This is a genomic window from Pseudomonas sp. GM17 (assembly GCF_000282175.2).
Lineage (GTDB): Bacteria > Pseudomonadota > Gammaproteobacteria > Pseudomonadales > Pseudomonadaceae > Aquipseudomonas > Aquipseudomonas chlororaphis.
The window spans coordinates 5,540,372-5,555,412 of the sequence record NZ_CP124732.1 but is presented as its reverse complement, the minus strand read 5'-3'; the positions used below and the strand labels follow the sequence as shown (position 1 = coordinate 5,555,412).

The following is a 15,041-nucleotide window of genomic DNA, read 5'->3' as shown; positions in this document are numbered from 1 at the left end:
ATGACTATCTTAGTAACTGGCGGTGCTGGCTTTATCGGTGCGAATTTTGTATTGGATTGGTTGGCTAGGGCGGATGAGCCGGTAATCAACCTGGACAAGTTGACCTATGCCGGCAATCTCGAGAACCTAAGTCAGCTTAAAGGCAATAAACGACACATTTTTGTGCAAGGCGATATTGCAGATGCCCAGCTCGTCGAGCGCTTGCTTGCTGAGCATCAGCCCCGCGCCATTCTGAACTTTGCCGCCGAGTCGCACGTCGATCGCTCCATTCATGGCCCGGAAGACTTTATCGAGACCAACGTCATGGGGACCTTCCGCTTGCTGGAGGCGGTGCGAGTCTATTGGAAGAACATGGCATCTGATGCACAGCAAGCCTTCCGTTTCTTACATATTTCCACCGACGAAGTCTATGGTTCGCTGGCTAAAGATGATCCGGCATTCAATGAAAGGCATCGGTACGAACCCAACAGCCCTTATTCGGCGAGCAAGGCTGCGAGCGATCACCTAGTTCGTGCTTATTATCACACCTATGGTTTGCCGGTGCTGACAACCAATTGCTCGAATAACTACGGGCCTTACCATTTTCCGGAAAAACTGATCCCTTTGATGATCGTCAATGCGCTAGCAGGCAAGGCGTTGCCGGTCTATGGTGACGGTCAGCAGATTCGTGACTGGCTATATGTGAAGGACCACTGCAGTGCCATCTGTCGTGTGCTTGAGGCCGGTAGCGTCGGTGAGGTCTATAACGTAGGCGGCTGGAACGAGAAACCTAATCTTGATATCGTCAATACCGTTTGCGCCTTGCTCGACGAGCTGCGTCCGCGTGCTGATGGCAAGCTCTACAGCGAACAGATTTCCTATGTGGCGGACCGTCCTGGACATGATCGCCGTTATGCTATTGATGCGCGCAAGCTTGAGCGTGAGCTGGGCTGGAAGCCGGTAGAAACTTTTGAAACAGGAATCCGCAAAACAGTCCAGTGGTACCTAGATAATCAGGATTGGGTCCGTAATATCCAATCTGGTTCTTATCGTGAATGGGTTGAAAAGAATTACACTGAGCGCACAGTATGAAAATTCTTCTGCTTGGTAAAAATGGCCAAGTAGGATGGGAGTTGCAACGAAGCTTGGCTCCCTTGGGCCAGGTGCTCGCATTGGACTCGAAAAGCCAGGGCTACTGTGGTGACCTGATTGACTTGCAGGGGCTGGCTGCTACGGTACAGCGGTTTGCACCTGATGTTATTGTCAATGCTGCTGCCTACACTGCTGTAGATGAGGCCGAAAGCAAGCCAGAACAGGCACGCAGGGTCAATGCAGAGGCTCCGGCGGTGCTGGCCGAGGAGGCACGAAAGCTCAATGCCTTGCTGGTGCATTACTCCACCGACTATGTGTTCGCCGGCAGTGGTGATACGCCATGGCAGGAAGGCGATCCAGTAGCGCCGCTGAATGTCTATGGCGCCACCAAGCTTGAAGGTGAGTTGGCTATTCAAGCCTCCGGCTGCTTACACCTGATTTTTCGCACCAGTTGGGTGTATGCCGCACGAGGCAACAATTTCGCCAAGACCATGCTTCGCTTAGCTCAGCAACGCGATAGTCTGAATGTTATTGACGATCAGTTTGGCACTCCCACAGGAGCTGATTTGCTGGCCGATGTGACCGCACATGCTATTCGTGCGTTGCACCAGCACTCGGAGCTGGTTGGGATCTATCATCTCGCGGCAGCAGGTGAAACTACATGGTGTCGCTATGCTCGCTTTGTACTTGGGCAGGCCCAAGCTGCAGGCGTGGAGCTTAATGTTGTTCCAGAAATGGTGGGTGCTATTACCACTGAGGCGTACCCTACGTCAGCCAAGCGCCCGAAGAACTCCCGACTCAATACTCAAAAACTACAGAATGCGTTCTCATTGCGCTTGCCTGACTGGCAAGCTGGTGTGGCACGGATGCTTATAGAAACATTAGAGAAATGAACATGCTCAAACGTAAAGGAATCATTCTGGCTGGCGGTTCAGGTACTCGCCTGCACCCAGCAACGCTAGCTATTTCCAAGCAGTTGCTGCCTGTCTATGACAAGCCGATGATTTACTATCCTTTGACCACACTTATGTTGGCAGGTATCCGCGATATTCTGATCATCTCAACGCCTCAGGACACCCCTCGTTTCGAACAACTATTGGGGAATGGTGGCAATTGGGGATTGAATATTTCCTATGCGGTGCAGGCGTCTCCTGATGGCCTTGCCCAAGCTTTTATCATTGCTGAAGACTTCATCGGTAACGATCTATCAGCATTAGTTCTTGGGGATAATATTTATCACGGACACCATTTTAATGAATTGCTACGAAGCGCTATGGTGCGAGAGGAGGGGGCTAGTGTCTTTGCCTATCATGTGAATGATCCAGAGCGATACGGGGTTGTCGAATTTAATGGTCATGGCAAGGCAATCAGTCTGGAAGAGAAGCCGCTTCAACCGAAGTCCAACTACGCGGTAACCGGTCTTTATTTCTATGACCAGCAGGTCGTCCAAATTGCCAAAGGCATCAAGCCGTCACCTCGTGGTGAGCTGGAGATTACTGATCTCAACCGTATCTACATGGAGCAGGGCAAGCTGTCGGTAGAGATTATGGGGCGAGGTTACGCCTGGTTAGACACTGGGACCCATGACTCATTGCTTGAGGCCAGCCACTTTATTGCCACTCTCGAGCATCGGCAGGGCCTCAAGGTTGCATGTCCGGAAGAGATTGCCTTTCGGCAAAGATGGATTAGTGCCGAACAATTGGAATCTCTGGCGGTCCCCTTGTTGAAAAATGGTTACGGCCAATACCTAAAGCGTATTTTGACAGAGACTGTTTACTGATGATTGCTATGTTCTTGGCTATTCGCGCTCGCTCAATGGCGCATTGTGATATGGGGGTGGATTGGCCTGTGCAGAAGCTTGAGTCCTTTTGGTCGATGGTGTGTGCTGACAATAAACAGCAGTTGTGGAGGTTGAGGGTGTAATTCGTCACTTTTCAGCAACTCTGCACGAAATAGTCATCAGATTATGATGCGGCAGAGCTTGATCGGCATCTCGAGCAGGTAAAGTATTAATCATTTCTGTAGCTTGGGAGTCGGTTGTTGAGGAGTTTTGTCTCTCTTGAATCCGCCGAACAGGAATTTTTTATGAAGGGCGTAGTTGCAGTCGTCAATCCTCATGCCAAACGGTCGATAGCTTTACGAGGGCTGATCAGTAGCGTGTGGAGAAATAAACAGCTAATTTGGCAGATGACGAAAAGAGAGGTTGTTGGGCGATATAAAGGTTCGGCGATGGGGCTCGCGTGGTCTTTTTTCAATCCTGTCGTTATGTTGGCAGTATATACTTATGTTTTCTCTGAGATATTTAAAACTAGATGGGTTGGAGTCGGGGCAGAAGATAGTAAGACGCAATTTGCTGTAATACTTTTCGTCGGCATGATTGTTCAAGGGTTGTTTGCTGAAGTGTTTAATAAATCAGCAGGGCTGATTGTTTCGAATGTGAATTACGTTAAGAAGGTGGTTTTTCCTTTGGAGATTCTCTCGATCATTGCACTAGGAGCATCACTGTTTCATGCTTTTATAAGTTTTATTGTACTGGTGGTGGCGTTTTTTGCCTTTAATGGATTTGTGCATTGGACAGCCATTCTTATGCCCGTCGTTATCTTTCCTTTGATGATCTTGATACTTGGCTTTTCGTGGTTTTTAGCTTCTCTCGGAGTCTTTGCGCGGGACATAGGGCAATTTACTGCTATCGTAACAACAATTCTGACGTTTTTATCTCCAGTATTCTATCCCGTATCAGCAGTTCCGGAAGGGTTCAGGCCATTTATGATGGCAAACCCTTTAACATTTATCATAGAACAGTCTAGGGAAGTACTTATCTGGGGGCATCTGCCAGACTGGTCTGGTTTGGCCCTGTATGTTCTAGCTGCTACCGCCTTTGCTTGGGCAGGTTTTGCCTGGTTTCAGAAAACGAGAAAAGGTTTCGCCGATGTCCTCTGATCAGATTGCAATACGGGTTTCAAATGTAAATAAGCGTTATGAGGTTTATAGCGCTCCATTGGATCGACTAAAGCAATTCGTCTTGCCCCGTGTCCAATCTCGTGATCAAGAAGGAGAGCGTCGTAAATATTTTAATGAATTTTGGGCTCTACGTGACGTTTCTTTTGAGGTTAAGCGTGGAGAGACAATTGGGGTAATAGGTCGGAATGGTAGCGGAAAATCTACGTTGCTCCAGATGATCTGTGGAACACTCACTCCCACGAGTGGTGAGATTGAGACTCGTGGCAGAATCGCCGCTTTGCTTGAGCTAGGATCCGGGTTTAATCCTGAGTTTACTGGTCGTGATAATGTCTATATGAATGCTGCGATCTTGGGTTTAACAAAGGAGGAAATAGACTGTAAATTTTCAGATATTGAGTCGTTTGCAGATATCGGACATTTTTTAGATCAGCCAGTAAAAACATATTCTAGTGGTATGGTAGCAAGGCTTGCTTTTTCGGTTGCAGTCCAAGTTGATCCCGATATTCTCGTTGTGGACGAGGCTCTCAGTGTTGGAGACATGGCTTTCCAAGAGAAGTCTTTTACGCGGATGAAGAAAATTCGTGATGCTGGAACTTCTATTTTATTCGTGTCGCATTCCACCTCGGCGGTTCGGAATTTCTGCGACAGAGCAATCTGGCTGGACAAAGGGAGGGTCCGAGCAGTAGGTGAGCGCCAAGGTGTATGTGACCGATATCAGGCTGAGATGGAGCAGGAAATCCGTAAGGATAGTGCTGTAGCACCTGTCATAACTGAAAAGACGATAGTGTCAGTTTCTGAGTCGAAGAAAAAGACCATAGCAATTTTATCTGTTGTAGCGAACAAACAAAGCTATAGAATGGGAGAAGAAATACGAGTCGAAATAAGCTTGCAGTTCTCTGAGGTTGTTCCAGTATATGGAGTTGGGCTGATAATTTTTGATGCGAATGAAAAGGTTGTTACAATTCTTAGCACCTTAAGGGATGATATATATTTTTCCGAAGCAAAGCCAAAATTATCTCTCGTTATTAATAATAATAATTTTGTTCCAGGAGCTTACAGGGCAACCCTCTCTGTATCAGATGAACACGGGATGTTTTCATACGACAAGCTTGAATCGTGCTTTCAATTTAATATCGAAATGGAAAGAAGCGAGCGGGGGCTCGCAAAAGCTGATGGTATGCTGAGATCCGATCATAAGTGGATTGATAATGCTAACTGGGGGCTGAATGATAGTGAGAATGTGTGGGTTCGCTCTGGTTTACCTTCGAAGTCTGACCACAAAGTTCCTCTGCTTGTCTTGCTAAGAGTGAGGAATGAAGAGCTTATCCTTCAAGATACGCTCGATCATCTTTCGACATTTTCTGATTATATTTGTGTGTATGAAGATGCAAGTACGGATGGAACTCGCGAAATACTAAGGTCTTGTGAGAAGGTTGTACTGATTATAGAAAATAATCAGTGGCAGTCCGGTATCGATAATCGGCTTTTATCTGAAACAAGGCACCGAGGTTTGTTGTTGGAAGTAGCGCGTCGCCATTTTGAATTTGATTGGGGCATGTGTTGTGATGCTGATGAACGTTATGTTGGGCCGATCCGAGAATACGTAACTTCAGCATTGGATCATAAGCCAGAGGCAGTGAGGATTTCACTGTTTGATGCTTACATGACCCCAGGAGATGATGCTCCATATGTGACAGGGAAATCGCTCTTGGGCTTCAGGCGTTTTTTTGGAGTTGAACGGCGGGATATATTGATGCTATGGCAGAATCACGACAGCGTGAAGTTTGTTGGGTTAGATGCTAGAGAACCGACAGTAATTGGTCGTACAGACGTCAATTTTTTCTGTCAGCATTATGGTAAAAGTCTATCGTATGAACATTGGGATGCTACGTGCGAATATTATAGTTCTCACTTCCCTTGGGTACCATATGGAGAGAAGTGGTCTAAGCGTAAAGGGCGTGCACTTCATGAGCGCTCTGATTTTGGTCGCGAGCTGCATGAGTGGAGTGGCACGCTATTTGAAAAATCGATAAAGATTAATTGATATGAGCCAGACTGATTTTAACGGCAGAAAAGCATTAGTCGCGTGTTCTAGGCTAGTTGATTTTGCAGGTGCAGAGATTGCTACCCTCGAGGTCGCCTCAACTTTGTCGGATCTTGGCTTTAAAGTTGTAATTGCTGCGATTGAAATTGGTGGATTAATTGAGTCCGAATTGATTGTGGCTGGTATTTCTTTTGTTGATCTATCAAAAACTAGTTTAGCCAATGAGAACTTTGATTTTGTATGGGTTAGCCATTATGTCGTAGCTTATCATTTGTTTGCGCATGATCGGATCTCAACGAATGGTGGCTTCTATTCTTCGCTGTCTCATTTCGAGCCACTCGAAAGTCCACCGTTGCCTAGTATCCTATTTTCCCAATATCTCGTTCATTCTCAGGAGAACTTTGAGTATTTTTCTGAGAGGTATCCTCATCTCATAAATAGGCTCAGTATTTTTCCTAATGCAGCTCCAGTGGGATACTTTGAAATTCCTGAGAAGCCTATCGATAGTAAGCTTAGCTCCATATGTATCGTCTCAAATCACGCTCCTGAAGAAGTTTTTCAATTGATTGAGCTGTTTGAAAGTAGCGGGGTTAAAGTTGAGCTGATAGGTCTGCAAGGTATACCTAAGCGGGTGACGCCTCAGATTATTAGTCAATACAGTGCTGTGATCAGTATCGGGAAAACTGTTCAATATTGCCTAGCTGCTGGTGTTCCAGTCTATTGTTATGATCGCTTTGGTGGTCCTGGTTGGATAGTAGATAGTGTACTTGAGAGTGCTTTCGAAAAAAACTTTTCGGGTAGATGTACACCAAGAAAAATTTCAGCTGCTCAAATAGTTGAAGAAATTATTTTGGGGTACAAGTCAGCGTTAGAACAGTCTGATGCTTTGAGATGCTTTGCTCTTGATAGGTTTTCGCTTAAGAAGAATGTGCAGTTACTTCTTGAGAAGTACGGCAATATGCCTTTGTTTGTAAATCTATCTAAGACTGAAATTGAGGTTTTGTCTAGAGAGTCAGCGGTATTCCTAGCACAGCGTCAAGTTGTAAATAATTACCAAGAAGTGGTAAAGGACCGTGATTTGCAGTTGGCGGCTGCTATGTCTAAACTTGAGCAAGAAAAAATAATGGCAATGGATATTGGTAAAGCCTTGGCGGAGCGGGAAGCTCGGGCTGAGATTTTAAGTTTGGCGCTCTCGAAATGTGAAGATAGGATTACTAGGTTGAATAATGATCTAGAAAATCGCGATAGTCAGATTGAAACATTCAATATGACCCGTGCTGAATGGGAAGTTAAGCTGGCTAGTATCAATAGTAATTTGTCGATGCAGGAAGATAAAGTTGCTAATCTTGATAAATATATTAGTGAGCGAGAGTCGCATGTATCAGTTTTTAGTCGCAAGCTTTCTGAGCGAGAGGCCGAAATAGCGAAGCTGAGTCAAGAAATTTCTATGACCAGTCAGCAGTTGCAGAATACTTCTTTTTTGAAAAACCAAATTGCGGAAGAACTGAGTCGTCGTATCGTTGAGCTTGAACAGTTGTTGAGTTATTCTTCTAAAGAAATAGAAGAGCTTCGCAATTCTAGTAGTTGGAAGATAACCTCCCCAATTCGAAGTTTTGTTTTTAAGCGTAGGTTGCAGTTGGCATATATAAAAGCGCTTTTGAATAACTCGATCTTTGTTTTGCGGCAAGAAGGAGTTTTCCCGTTTGTTCGTAGGGCTATTAGCTTTTTTGTTCGCCGAAGGCAGCGAAAGGCGGCGTCGTTGGCGCTTGAAAGGTTTAATCAAATCGAAGTTTACTCTGCTGGTAAAACTCCTCCTTTAGTGTCTTTTGTTATACCTATATACGATCGAGTCGATGTGTTGCGTGTGACCATTAATTCTGCACTCGCTCAGACACAACAGGTTTTTGAGGTGATTTTAGTCACTGATGGTTCTCCTGCTCAAACTTTAGCAGTCGTTGAGGAGTTTCGTGAGAATCCGCTCGTTAGGATTTTCAAGTTTCCGACTAGTTCCGGTAATGCGGTTCGGGGTCGAAACAAAGGAATCCTTGAGGCGAGAGGTAAGTATATAGCTTTCTTAGATAGTGATGATATCGCCGCCCCCGACCGCTTGGAAGTGTGTCTTCCTATATTGGAGTCTGGAGCTGATGTTGTTTATGGTGGGTGGCGCGCTCTGTTAGATGGCACTCGAGAAATTGATGGATTGGTTAATGGTCAGGAGGTGTTCAGTCCTGATTGTGATTTGGATATGCTGGAAAAAATCTGCGTTCCTTGCCAAAGCACGGTAATGGTGAGGCGGGATACGCTTTTACGTACCGGCTTTTTGAAGCATCGAATGGAATATAGAGAGGACCATGAGTTATGGTTGAGACTTGCCTACAATGGAGCGAAATTCAAATCCATTCCTCATGTTCTCACTGATTTACGGTTGCACGCTGGCAATAATGAGCTGAACTTTAAAGGCAATGATAGTCACTGGGAGGCCTTGCTTAGAGAGGAGTATCGTAAGAAAGGGCCAACACCTAAAAAAATTGCATTTCTTCTTGCTGGGCTCGGGATCTCTGGAGGGGCTGCGGTAGTTTTGAAACACGTAAGTCTGCTTATTGAAGAAGGCCACGATGCTTTCGTGATTGATCTTGGTGGGTATGGAGATGTTGACTGGTTTGGAAATCCTGCAATTCGTGTATACAGGATGAGTGAGATATCCGAATGCGGTGTCGATAATATTGACATGCTTTTTGCAACATTTTGGACTACTGTTGAATGGCTTGATAAAATTCCTGCGAAGAGGAAGCTTTATTTAGTTCAGTCTGATGAGCGCCTCTTTTATGAAGAGCAATCGTTGAAAGATCGTGTTGCAGAAACATACAGCAAAGATGTCGAGTATGTTGGGATCGCAAAATGGATCGTTAGTTTTTTGCAAGACGAATTTGGTCGCTCGGCAGTTTATCTCCCCAACGGCATTGATACTGCTCTGTTTTATCCAGATATTCCGTTGGAGGAGAAAAATCCAAATCGTCTGCGCATTTTAATTGAGGGGCCTATTTCTGTTCCATTTAAGGGGGTGACAGAGGCTTATACTGCGGTGAGTGAACTCGACTGTGAATTGTGGATAGTAAGTAGTGATGGGGTTCCGGAATCTAACTGGCGTTATGATCGGTTTTTTCAAAAGGTTAAGCAGGAGGATATGAGGCGAATCTATTCATCTTGCGATATCCTCCTGAAGATGAGTAGGGTAGAAAGTTTTGCATATCCCCCATTGGAGGCGATGGCGTGTGGCTGCACAGTCGTTATTATGGATGTAAATGGCGGTATTGAGTATGCAGTAGATGGCGAAAATGTACTAAAAGTCAATAAGGGGGATGTTTTTGGTGCAAGATTAGCTGTCAAAAAACTGATGAATGACAGTTTGCTACGTAGCAGACTCCAACAGTCTGGTTTTAATACTGTAAAAAGCTGGAGTTGGGAGCCGGCAAAGAAAGTTTTATCTGGGTTGACCTTATTTTGAGTAGATCAATACACTGGAAGGGATGACTCGTTAATATAGTTAGTAAAACAGTTCAAGCGCACGAGATACTCATTGCCGACTATTTGTCGGGATGCGCAACTTTCGCGAGCTGTGTGTAGCACATGGTATCAGTCTAAAAGCGGGTTACAAATGGGTAGCCCGTTACAATGTAAAGGGATTGCAGGGGCTGGATGAGCGGAGTAGAAACCGGCATTGTTAGGTGCATGTTATGAACGTCAATGCGTAAGTGCTCTATGAACCCCGCATTCAAAGCCACCACCTGATCTCGGATACTGTGCTCTCGATTCTTTCTGGAACTTTCACTTCATAATACGTCCCGACGCTCAGGTCGAGAAAGTGTATCTGTACCCAAACCGGTGGATTTTCGAAAATCCATCGATGGACTTGGCGCTTTGGTCGAACGGAACATCAAGGCCGCGGTGTTTGATCCGGTGCTTTTCGTGTTTCTCAACAAGCCTCGAAACCGAGTGAAGATTTTGTATTGGGAACGCAATGGCTTTTGCCGTTGGCTAAAGCGCCTGGGATTCGAGTGATTCAAAAACATCGCCGGACTGCTCGGATGAAGCCATCGTGCTGACGGTTCAAGAACTCAACTGGTTAACTGGACGGTTTTAATTTGTGACGCAACGTCCGCATCAAGTTTTGACGGCTCGATTCGTCACCTGATTCGGTATAATCCAAGGCATGATTTCCATGCCCAAAGCCCGTAAGCGCTCCATGAACCCCGCCCAGACAAGGAGGCGCGGAGTGATTAGCTACGCGATTGGAACTGCTCATCCGCATCGTCTTGCTTACCGGCAATCCGAGCAACTCTATCAAGTGATTTCTGAGGCTTGTGCTGTGAGCGTAGTCTGCTCCTCGGATTTGTATACTTCGCAAGAGCATCCAGCTGTAGTGGCTAAATCGGGTTTATAGAGGTACAGTTTTCTGACGCGCAGTGATATCTAATGTTTCATAATGGCGCCATGCAATTGAGTCTGTTTGTGCGCTGAGAGCTGTGCCCATTCGTTGTGCTTAGTATTTTCAATCAAAAAACGCTAGGTGCCTCTTAGCTTGTACAAGCTATTGCCATTCGCTTGTTGCGTGACTCACTTTGGTATTGATGTCATTACAGTGGAGATTGCCTGTGTCTCGTTGTGAGTGGTGGCATTATGCTGTCGAGTCGGACCTCCAAGACGGAGGGACTAAGCAGTCGGCATCAAAAGCTAGGTTCGATTTTGCCTTACAGTACAATGGCAGGAGATTCGAGAGGGATCAAACCAACCCGGTTGAGGCATATGGATAAAATACGTGTTTTTTTGCTAGGCCTACCTCGCAGGCAAAAAAGGCTGATTCAGGTCCTTACAGACATTGTTCTGGTTTGGGTTGCGCTCTGGCTGGCATTTATAGTGCGGCTAGGCATTGATGAGATGGTCAATCCCTTAAAAATCCATCTCTGGCTGTTCGTCTGCGCTCCTCTCGTTGCAATTCCACTTTTCATCCGTTTTGGCATGTATCGGGCCGTCATGCGCTATTTCGGCAACGATGCCTTGATTGCCATTATCAAGGCGGTCAGCTTGTCCTCACTGATCCTGGCGGTTGTAGTCTATTGGTACAGCAACCACTCGGCCGTGGTCCCGCGCTCTATCATCTTCAACTACTGGTGGCTGAGCCTTGTGATCATTGGTGGCCTGCGCCTCTGCATGCGCCAATATTTCATGGGAGACTGGTTCACCGCAGCCCAGCACGTGCCGTTTACCAATCGCGACGACGGTCTGACCAAGGTCGCCATTTATGGTGCTGGCGTTGCGGGTAACCAGTTGGTGGCGGCGCTGCGAATGGGGCGAGTTATGCGTCCCGTGGCTTTTGTCGATGATGATCCGAGCATTGCGGACCGCTCCATTTCCGGTCTGCAGGTTTACAAGCCCAAACACATCCAACAGATGATTGAGGTAACCGGCGCTCAGGAAGTTCTTTTGGCATTGCCGTCGTCGACTCGTGCGCGACGCCGAGAAATTCTCAATCTGCTTGAGGGCTTTCCGCTCCATGTGCGCAGTGTTCCTAACTTCACCGACCTGGCCAGCGGACGTGTGAAGGTCGACGATATTCAGGAAGTCGATATCGCCGACTTGCTGGGGCGCGACGCTGTCCCTGCTCAGCCCGACCTGCTGGCTCGTTGTATCAAGGGCAAGACGGTCCTGGTGACTGGCGCAGGCGGTTCGATCGGGGCCGAGCTCTGCCGGCAGATTTTTTCGTTGGGGCCGACCACGCTTTTGTTGTTCGATCACAGTGAGTTCAATCTCTATAACATCCTGTCGGAGCTCGAGCAGCGTCTCTCCCGTGAGTCATCACCTGTTCGGTTGCTGCCCATTCTTGGCTCGATCCGCAATCCGCATAAGCTGTTGGATGTGATGAAGACTTGGAATGTCGATACGGTCTATCACGCGGCGGCTTACAAGCATGTGCCGATGGTCGAGCACAATATTTCTGAAGGTGTCCTGAATAATGTGATGGGTACGCTCAACACTGCTCAGGCTGCATTACAGGCCGGTGTGGCCAATTTTGTGCTGATTTCCACCGACAAGGCGGTGCGCCCAACCAATGTGATGGGGAGCACCAAACGTCTCGCTGAATTGACCCTGCAGGCTCTGAGTCGTGAAATCGCACCGGTTCTGTTCGGCGACAAGGTCAACGTATCCCGTGTCAACAAAACCCGTTTCACAATGGTGCGTTTTGGCAATGTGCTGGGTTCTTCAGGCTCGGTGATTCCGTTGTTCCACAGCCAGATCAAGTCGGGCGGCCCACTGACCGTTACCCATCCGAAGATCACCCGTTACTTCATGACCATTCCCGAGGCAGCGCAATTGGTGATTCAGGCCGGCTCCATGGGGCAGGGCGGCGATGTGTTCGTGTTGGACATGGGAGAGCCGGTAAGGATCGTCGAGCTGGCCGAGAAGATGATTCATCTGTCTGGGTTGAGTATTCGTTCGGAGAGGAACCCCCAAGGCGACATCGCCATCGAGTTCACTGGCTTGCGCCCGGGTGAAAAGCTTTACGAAGAGTTGCTGATTGGCGACAACGTTTCTGCCACTCAGCACCCGATGATCATGAGTGCCAATGAGGATCATCTATCTTGGGACTTGCTGAAAGCCAAGCTGGCGGAATTGCTGGCCGCCGTTGAGCAGGATGACTATTCCAGGGTTCGGCAACTGCTGCGTGACACCGTCAGCGGCTACACCCCCGATGGCGATATTGTCGACTGGATTTACCAGCAGCGTCGCCTCGAACCCTGAGCTTACACACGTTGTAACCCAGTCACTTTTGACTTGCCCGTGGCACCGCCTAGGTTTGGAGAGCAGCTTTGGAAAAGTTGCTCTCCCTAATCGATGTCATGGAGTGTCACTTATGCGTATCGCTTATTTCCCCTCTCTGGTCTTCGCTCTGATGGCCAGCCTTTCCTCCATTACCTACGCAGCACCTGCGGTCAATGCCGAGACCAAGACTTCGGCAGTGGCGCAGGTGGTCTCTTCGGAGCAGGCAGGTAAGATCGATCTGAACACTGCCGATGCGGCGGCCTTGCAGCGCGAGCTGTCCGGCATTGGTGCGGTCAAGGCGCAGGCGATCGTTAAGTATCGTGAAAGCAATGGACCTTTTGCCTCGGTGGACGAACTGCTCGAGGTCAAGGGAATCGGCAAGGCGATTCTGGAAAGCAACCGGGACAAATTGAAGGTCAACTGACGCTTCAATTCATGCGCAAGGCCGATCACTGATCGGCCTTGCGTTTTTCGGGCCCACCATAAGCAAGGTTGTGCCATTCAATGTTATCTATCGTATTGATAGAATTATGATCGTAATATTTTATTAAATTATGACTATAATCAAACCGCTTCCCAAACAGCGTATCAATTCCTTGTCTTTCCCTTCTCAAGCACTTTTCTGGAGAGCCGTCATGAATTCGATTTCCCCCAAGGGGCTGGCACTTGTCACCGGTGCTTCATCTGGCATCGGTGCGGTTTATGCCGAGCGGCTGGCCGCTCGTGGTTACGATCTGTTGCTGGTTGCACGCGATGAGCAGCGCCTGCAAACCGCCGCGACCCGGTTACGGGCCGAGCACAAGGTGCAGGTCGAAGTGTTGAAGGCCGATCTGACGCTCCAGGTCGATGTGCTGAAGGTCGAGCAGCGCTTGCGCTCCGACTCGAGCATCAGTCTGTTGCTGAACAATGCCGGTATCGCGGCTGACGGAGGCCTGGCCGTTGCCGACACCGATCAGTTGGAGGCAATGATCCAGTTGAATGTGGTCGCGGTCACTCGTCTGGCTGCTGCGGCCGCCGCCAGCTTTTCGGCGGCGGGAAGAGGAGCGATCATCAACATCGCTTCGGTGGTGGCGCTGATTCCCGAGCGTTTTAATGCGACCTACAGCGCGACCAAGGCCTATGTCCTGAGCCTGACTCAGTCGCTTGCTGCGGAATTGGACGGTAAGGGGGTGCAGGTCCAGGCGGTATTGCCTGGGGTGACCCGCACTGAGATCTGGGAGCGCTCGGGCATCGACGCCCAAGGGATTCCAGCCGAGATGATCATGGAAGCCACCGAGATGGTGGATGCGGCTCTGGCCGGTTTTGACCAGGGTGAGTTGATCACCATTCCCTCGCTACCTGACTCGGCTGACTGGGAGGCCTTTGTAGCTGCGCGTTTTGCCCTGGGGCCGAACCTGTCGAAAAGCAGTGCGGCTGCTCGCTACAAATAACGGTGTCGAGGCGGGAGGTTGGTGGAGATCACTCCGCCTGACCATCCTGCTTTTTCAGATGCTCGCGTGTTACCTCCAGTATCCGTTTGGCCAGGTCGGGGTTCTCGACACTGCGCGACAGCACCAGGGCCCCGACCAGGGTCGACATGATCACCAGGCTCTGGTCGGCGGCATTTTCTCCTTCGAGACAGGCCTCTACCTGTGCAAGTCGTGCATTGAGCACTGCATCAGTGGTGGCGCTGGCTTGCCCGCGCAGGCCCAGCTCCGATGACATGGTGGGCAGCGGGCAGCCTTCACCGGGGGAGGTCTGGTGCCACTCGGACAGGTAGCTGTCGATAAAGGCCGGCAGGGGTTGTTCCTGGGCAAATAGCGTGGCGCAGTGCGCATCGAGTTCTTCCGCCGCGGCCTGCAGGGCTTTTTCGACCAGTTCGTCCTTGGATTTGAAATGCGAGTAAAAACCGCCATGGGTCAGGCCCAGGGCTTTCATCAATGGTTGCAGGCCTGTCGCCCCGATACCGTCGCGCCGAAAGCGCTCGGCGGCCTCCTTGATGATGCGTTGATGGGTTTGGGCTTTATGGTCGTGCGAGTAACGCATCGGGGAAGTCTCCACAGCTAGGGAGTCATCTTACCCAAGGTTGATGGAAGGGGGATTGCACTATTAACCCCGGAAACCTCATTTTTTCCTACTGAATGGCTAGAAAGACATGGTTCGTCAG

The 15,041-nt window shown here is 48.6% G+C and carries 10 protein-coding genes and 2 pseudogenes; 11 read left to right on the top strand and 1 reads right to left on the bottom strand.

From position 1 onward, the window contains the following. The 11 genes and pseudogenes from rfbB to PMI20_RS24555 all read left to right on the top strand — a co-directional run bounded on the left by rfbB (window position 1) and on the right by PMI20_RS24555 (window position 14,325). A complete protein-coding gene (gene rfbB / locus PMI20_RS24610; protein ID WP_007931330.1) occupies window positions 1-1,071 on the top strand; it encodes a dTDP-glucose 4,6-dehydratase in 1,071 nt (356 codons plus the stop codon). Beyond that, window positions 1,068-1,964 carry a dTDP-4-dehydrorhamnose reductase gene (gene rfbD / locus PMI20_RS24605; protein ID WP_007931332.1) on the top strand — a complete coding sequence of 299 codons (897 nt, stop codon included), beginning with the start codon at window positions 1,068-1,070 and terminating at the stop codon, window positions 1,962-1,964. The genes rfbB and rfbD overlap by 4 nt, the downstream gene beginning before the upstream one ends. A 2-nt stretch (window positions 1,965-1,966) precedes the next feature. After that, on the top strand, window positions 1,967-2,851 hold the full coding sequence (gene rfbA, locus PMI20_RS24600) for a glucose-1-phosphate thymidylyltransferase RfbA (protein ID WP_007931334.1): 885 nt from the start codon (window positions 1,967-1,969) through the stop codon (window positions 2,849-2,851). A gap of 305 nt (window positions 2,852-3,156) precedes the next feature. Beyond that, window positions 3,157-4,011, top strand: coding sequence for an ABC transporter permease (locus tag PMI20_RS24595; RefSeq protein WP_037035915.1), 855 nt, complete (start codon window positions 3,157-3,159; stop codon window positions 4,009-4,011). Further along, a pseudogene (locus PMI20_RS24590) lies at window positions 4,001-4,747 on the top strand (ABC transporter ATP-binding protein); the annotation flags it as partial. The gene PMI20_RS24595 and the pseudogene PMI20_RS24590, both read left to right, overlap by 11 nt. A 1,330-nt stretch (window positions 4,748-6,077) precedes the next feature. Continuing rightward, window positions 6,078-9,581 carry a glycosyltransferase gene (locus PMI20_RS24580; RefSeq protein WP_007931342.1) on the top strand — a complete coding sequence of 1,168 codons (3,504 nt, stop codon included), beginning with the start codon at window positions 6,078-6,080 and terminating at the stop codon, window positions 9,579-9,581. A 35-nt stretch (window positions 9,582-9,616) separates the two neighbouring features. After that, window positions 9,617-9,795: pseudogene (locus tag PMI20_RS24575) on the top strand (leucine zipper domain-containing protein); the annotation flags it as partial. A gap of 163 nt (window positions 9,796-9,958) precedes the next feature. Next, window positions 9,959-10,135: an IS66 family insertion sequence element accessory protein TnpB gene (tnpB, locus tag PMI20_RS24570; protein WP_238543462.1), complete on the top strand. Its 177-nt coding sequence runs from the start codon at window positions 9,959-9,961 to the stop codon at window positions 10,133-10,135. Window positions 10,136-10,879: 744 nt separating this feature from the next. Then, window positions 10,880-12,874, top strand: coding sequence for a polysaccharide biosynthesis protein (locus PMI20_RS24565; protein WP_037035948.1), 1,995 nt, complete (start codon window positions 10,880-10,882; stop codon window positions 12,872-12,874). A 112-nt stretch (window positions 12,875-12,986) separates the two neighbouring features. After that, the gene (locus tag PMI20_RS24560; protein ID WP_007931345.1) at window positions 12,987-13,319 is read left to right on the top strand and encodes a ComEA family DNA-binding protein; all 333 of its coding nucleotides are present in this window, start codon (window positions 12,987-12,989) and stop codon (window positions 13,317-13,319) included. A 211-nt stretch (window positions 13,320-13,530) separates the two neighbouring features. Next, entirely contained in the window at window positions 13,531-14,325 is a 795-nt protein-coding gene (locus PMI20_RS24555) for an SDR family NAD(P)-dependent oxidoreductase (RefSeq protein WP_007931346.1), read from the top strand. A gap of 28 nt (window positions 14,326-14,353) precedes the next feature. Here the strand turns inward: PMI20_RS24555 and PMI20_RS24550 are convergent, their stop codons facing one another. After that, the gene (locus tag PMI20_RS24550; protein ID WP_007931347.1) at window positions 14,354-14,920 is read right to left on the bottom strand and encodes a TetR/AcrR family transcriptional regulator; all 567 of its coding nucleotides are present in this window, start codon (window positions 14,918-14,920) and stop codon (window positions 14,354-14,356) included. Window positions 14,921-15,041 lie beyond the last annotated feature (121 nt).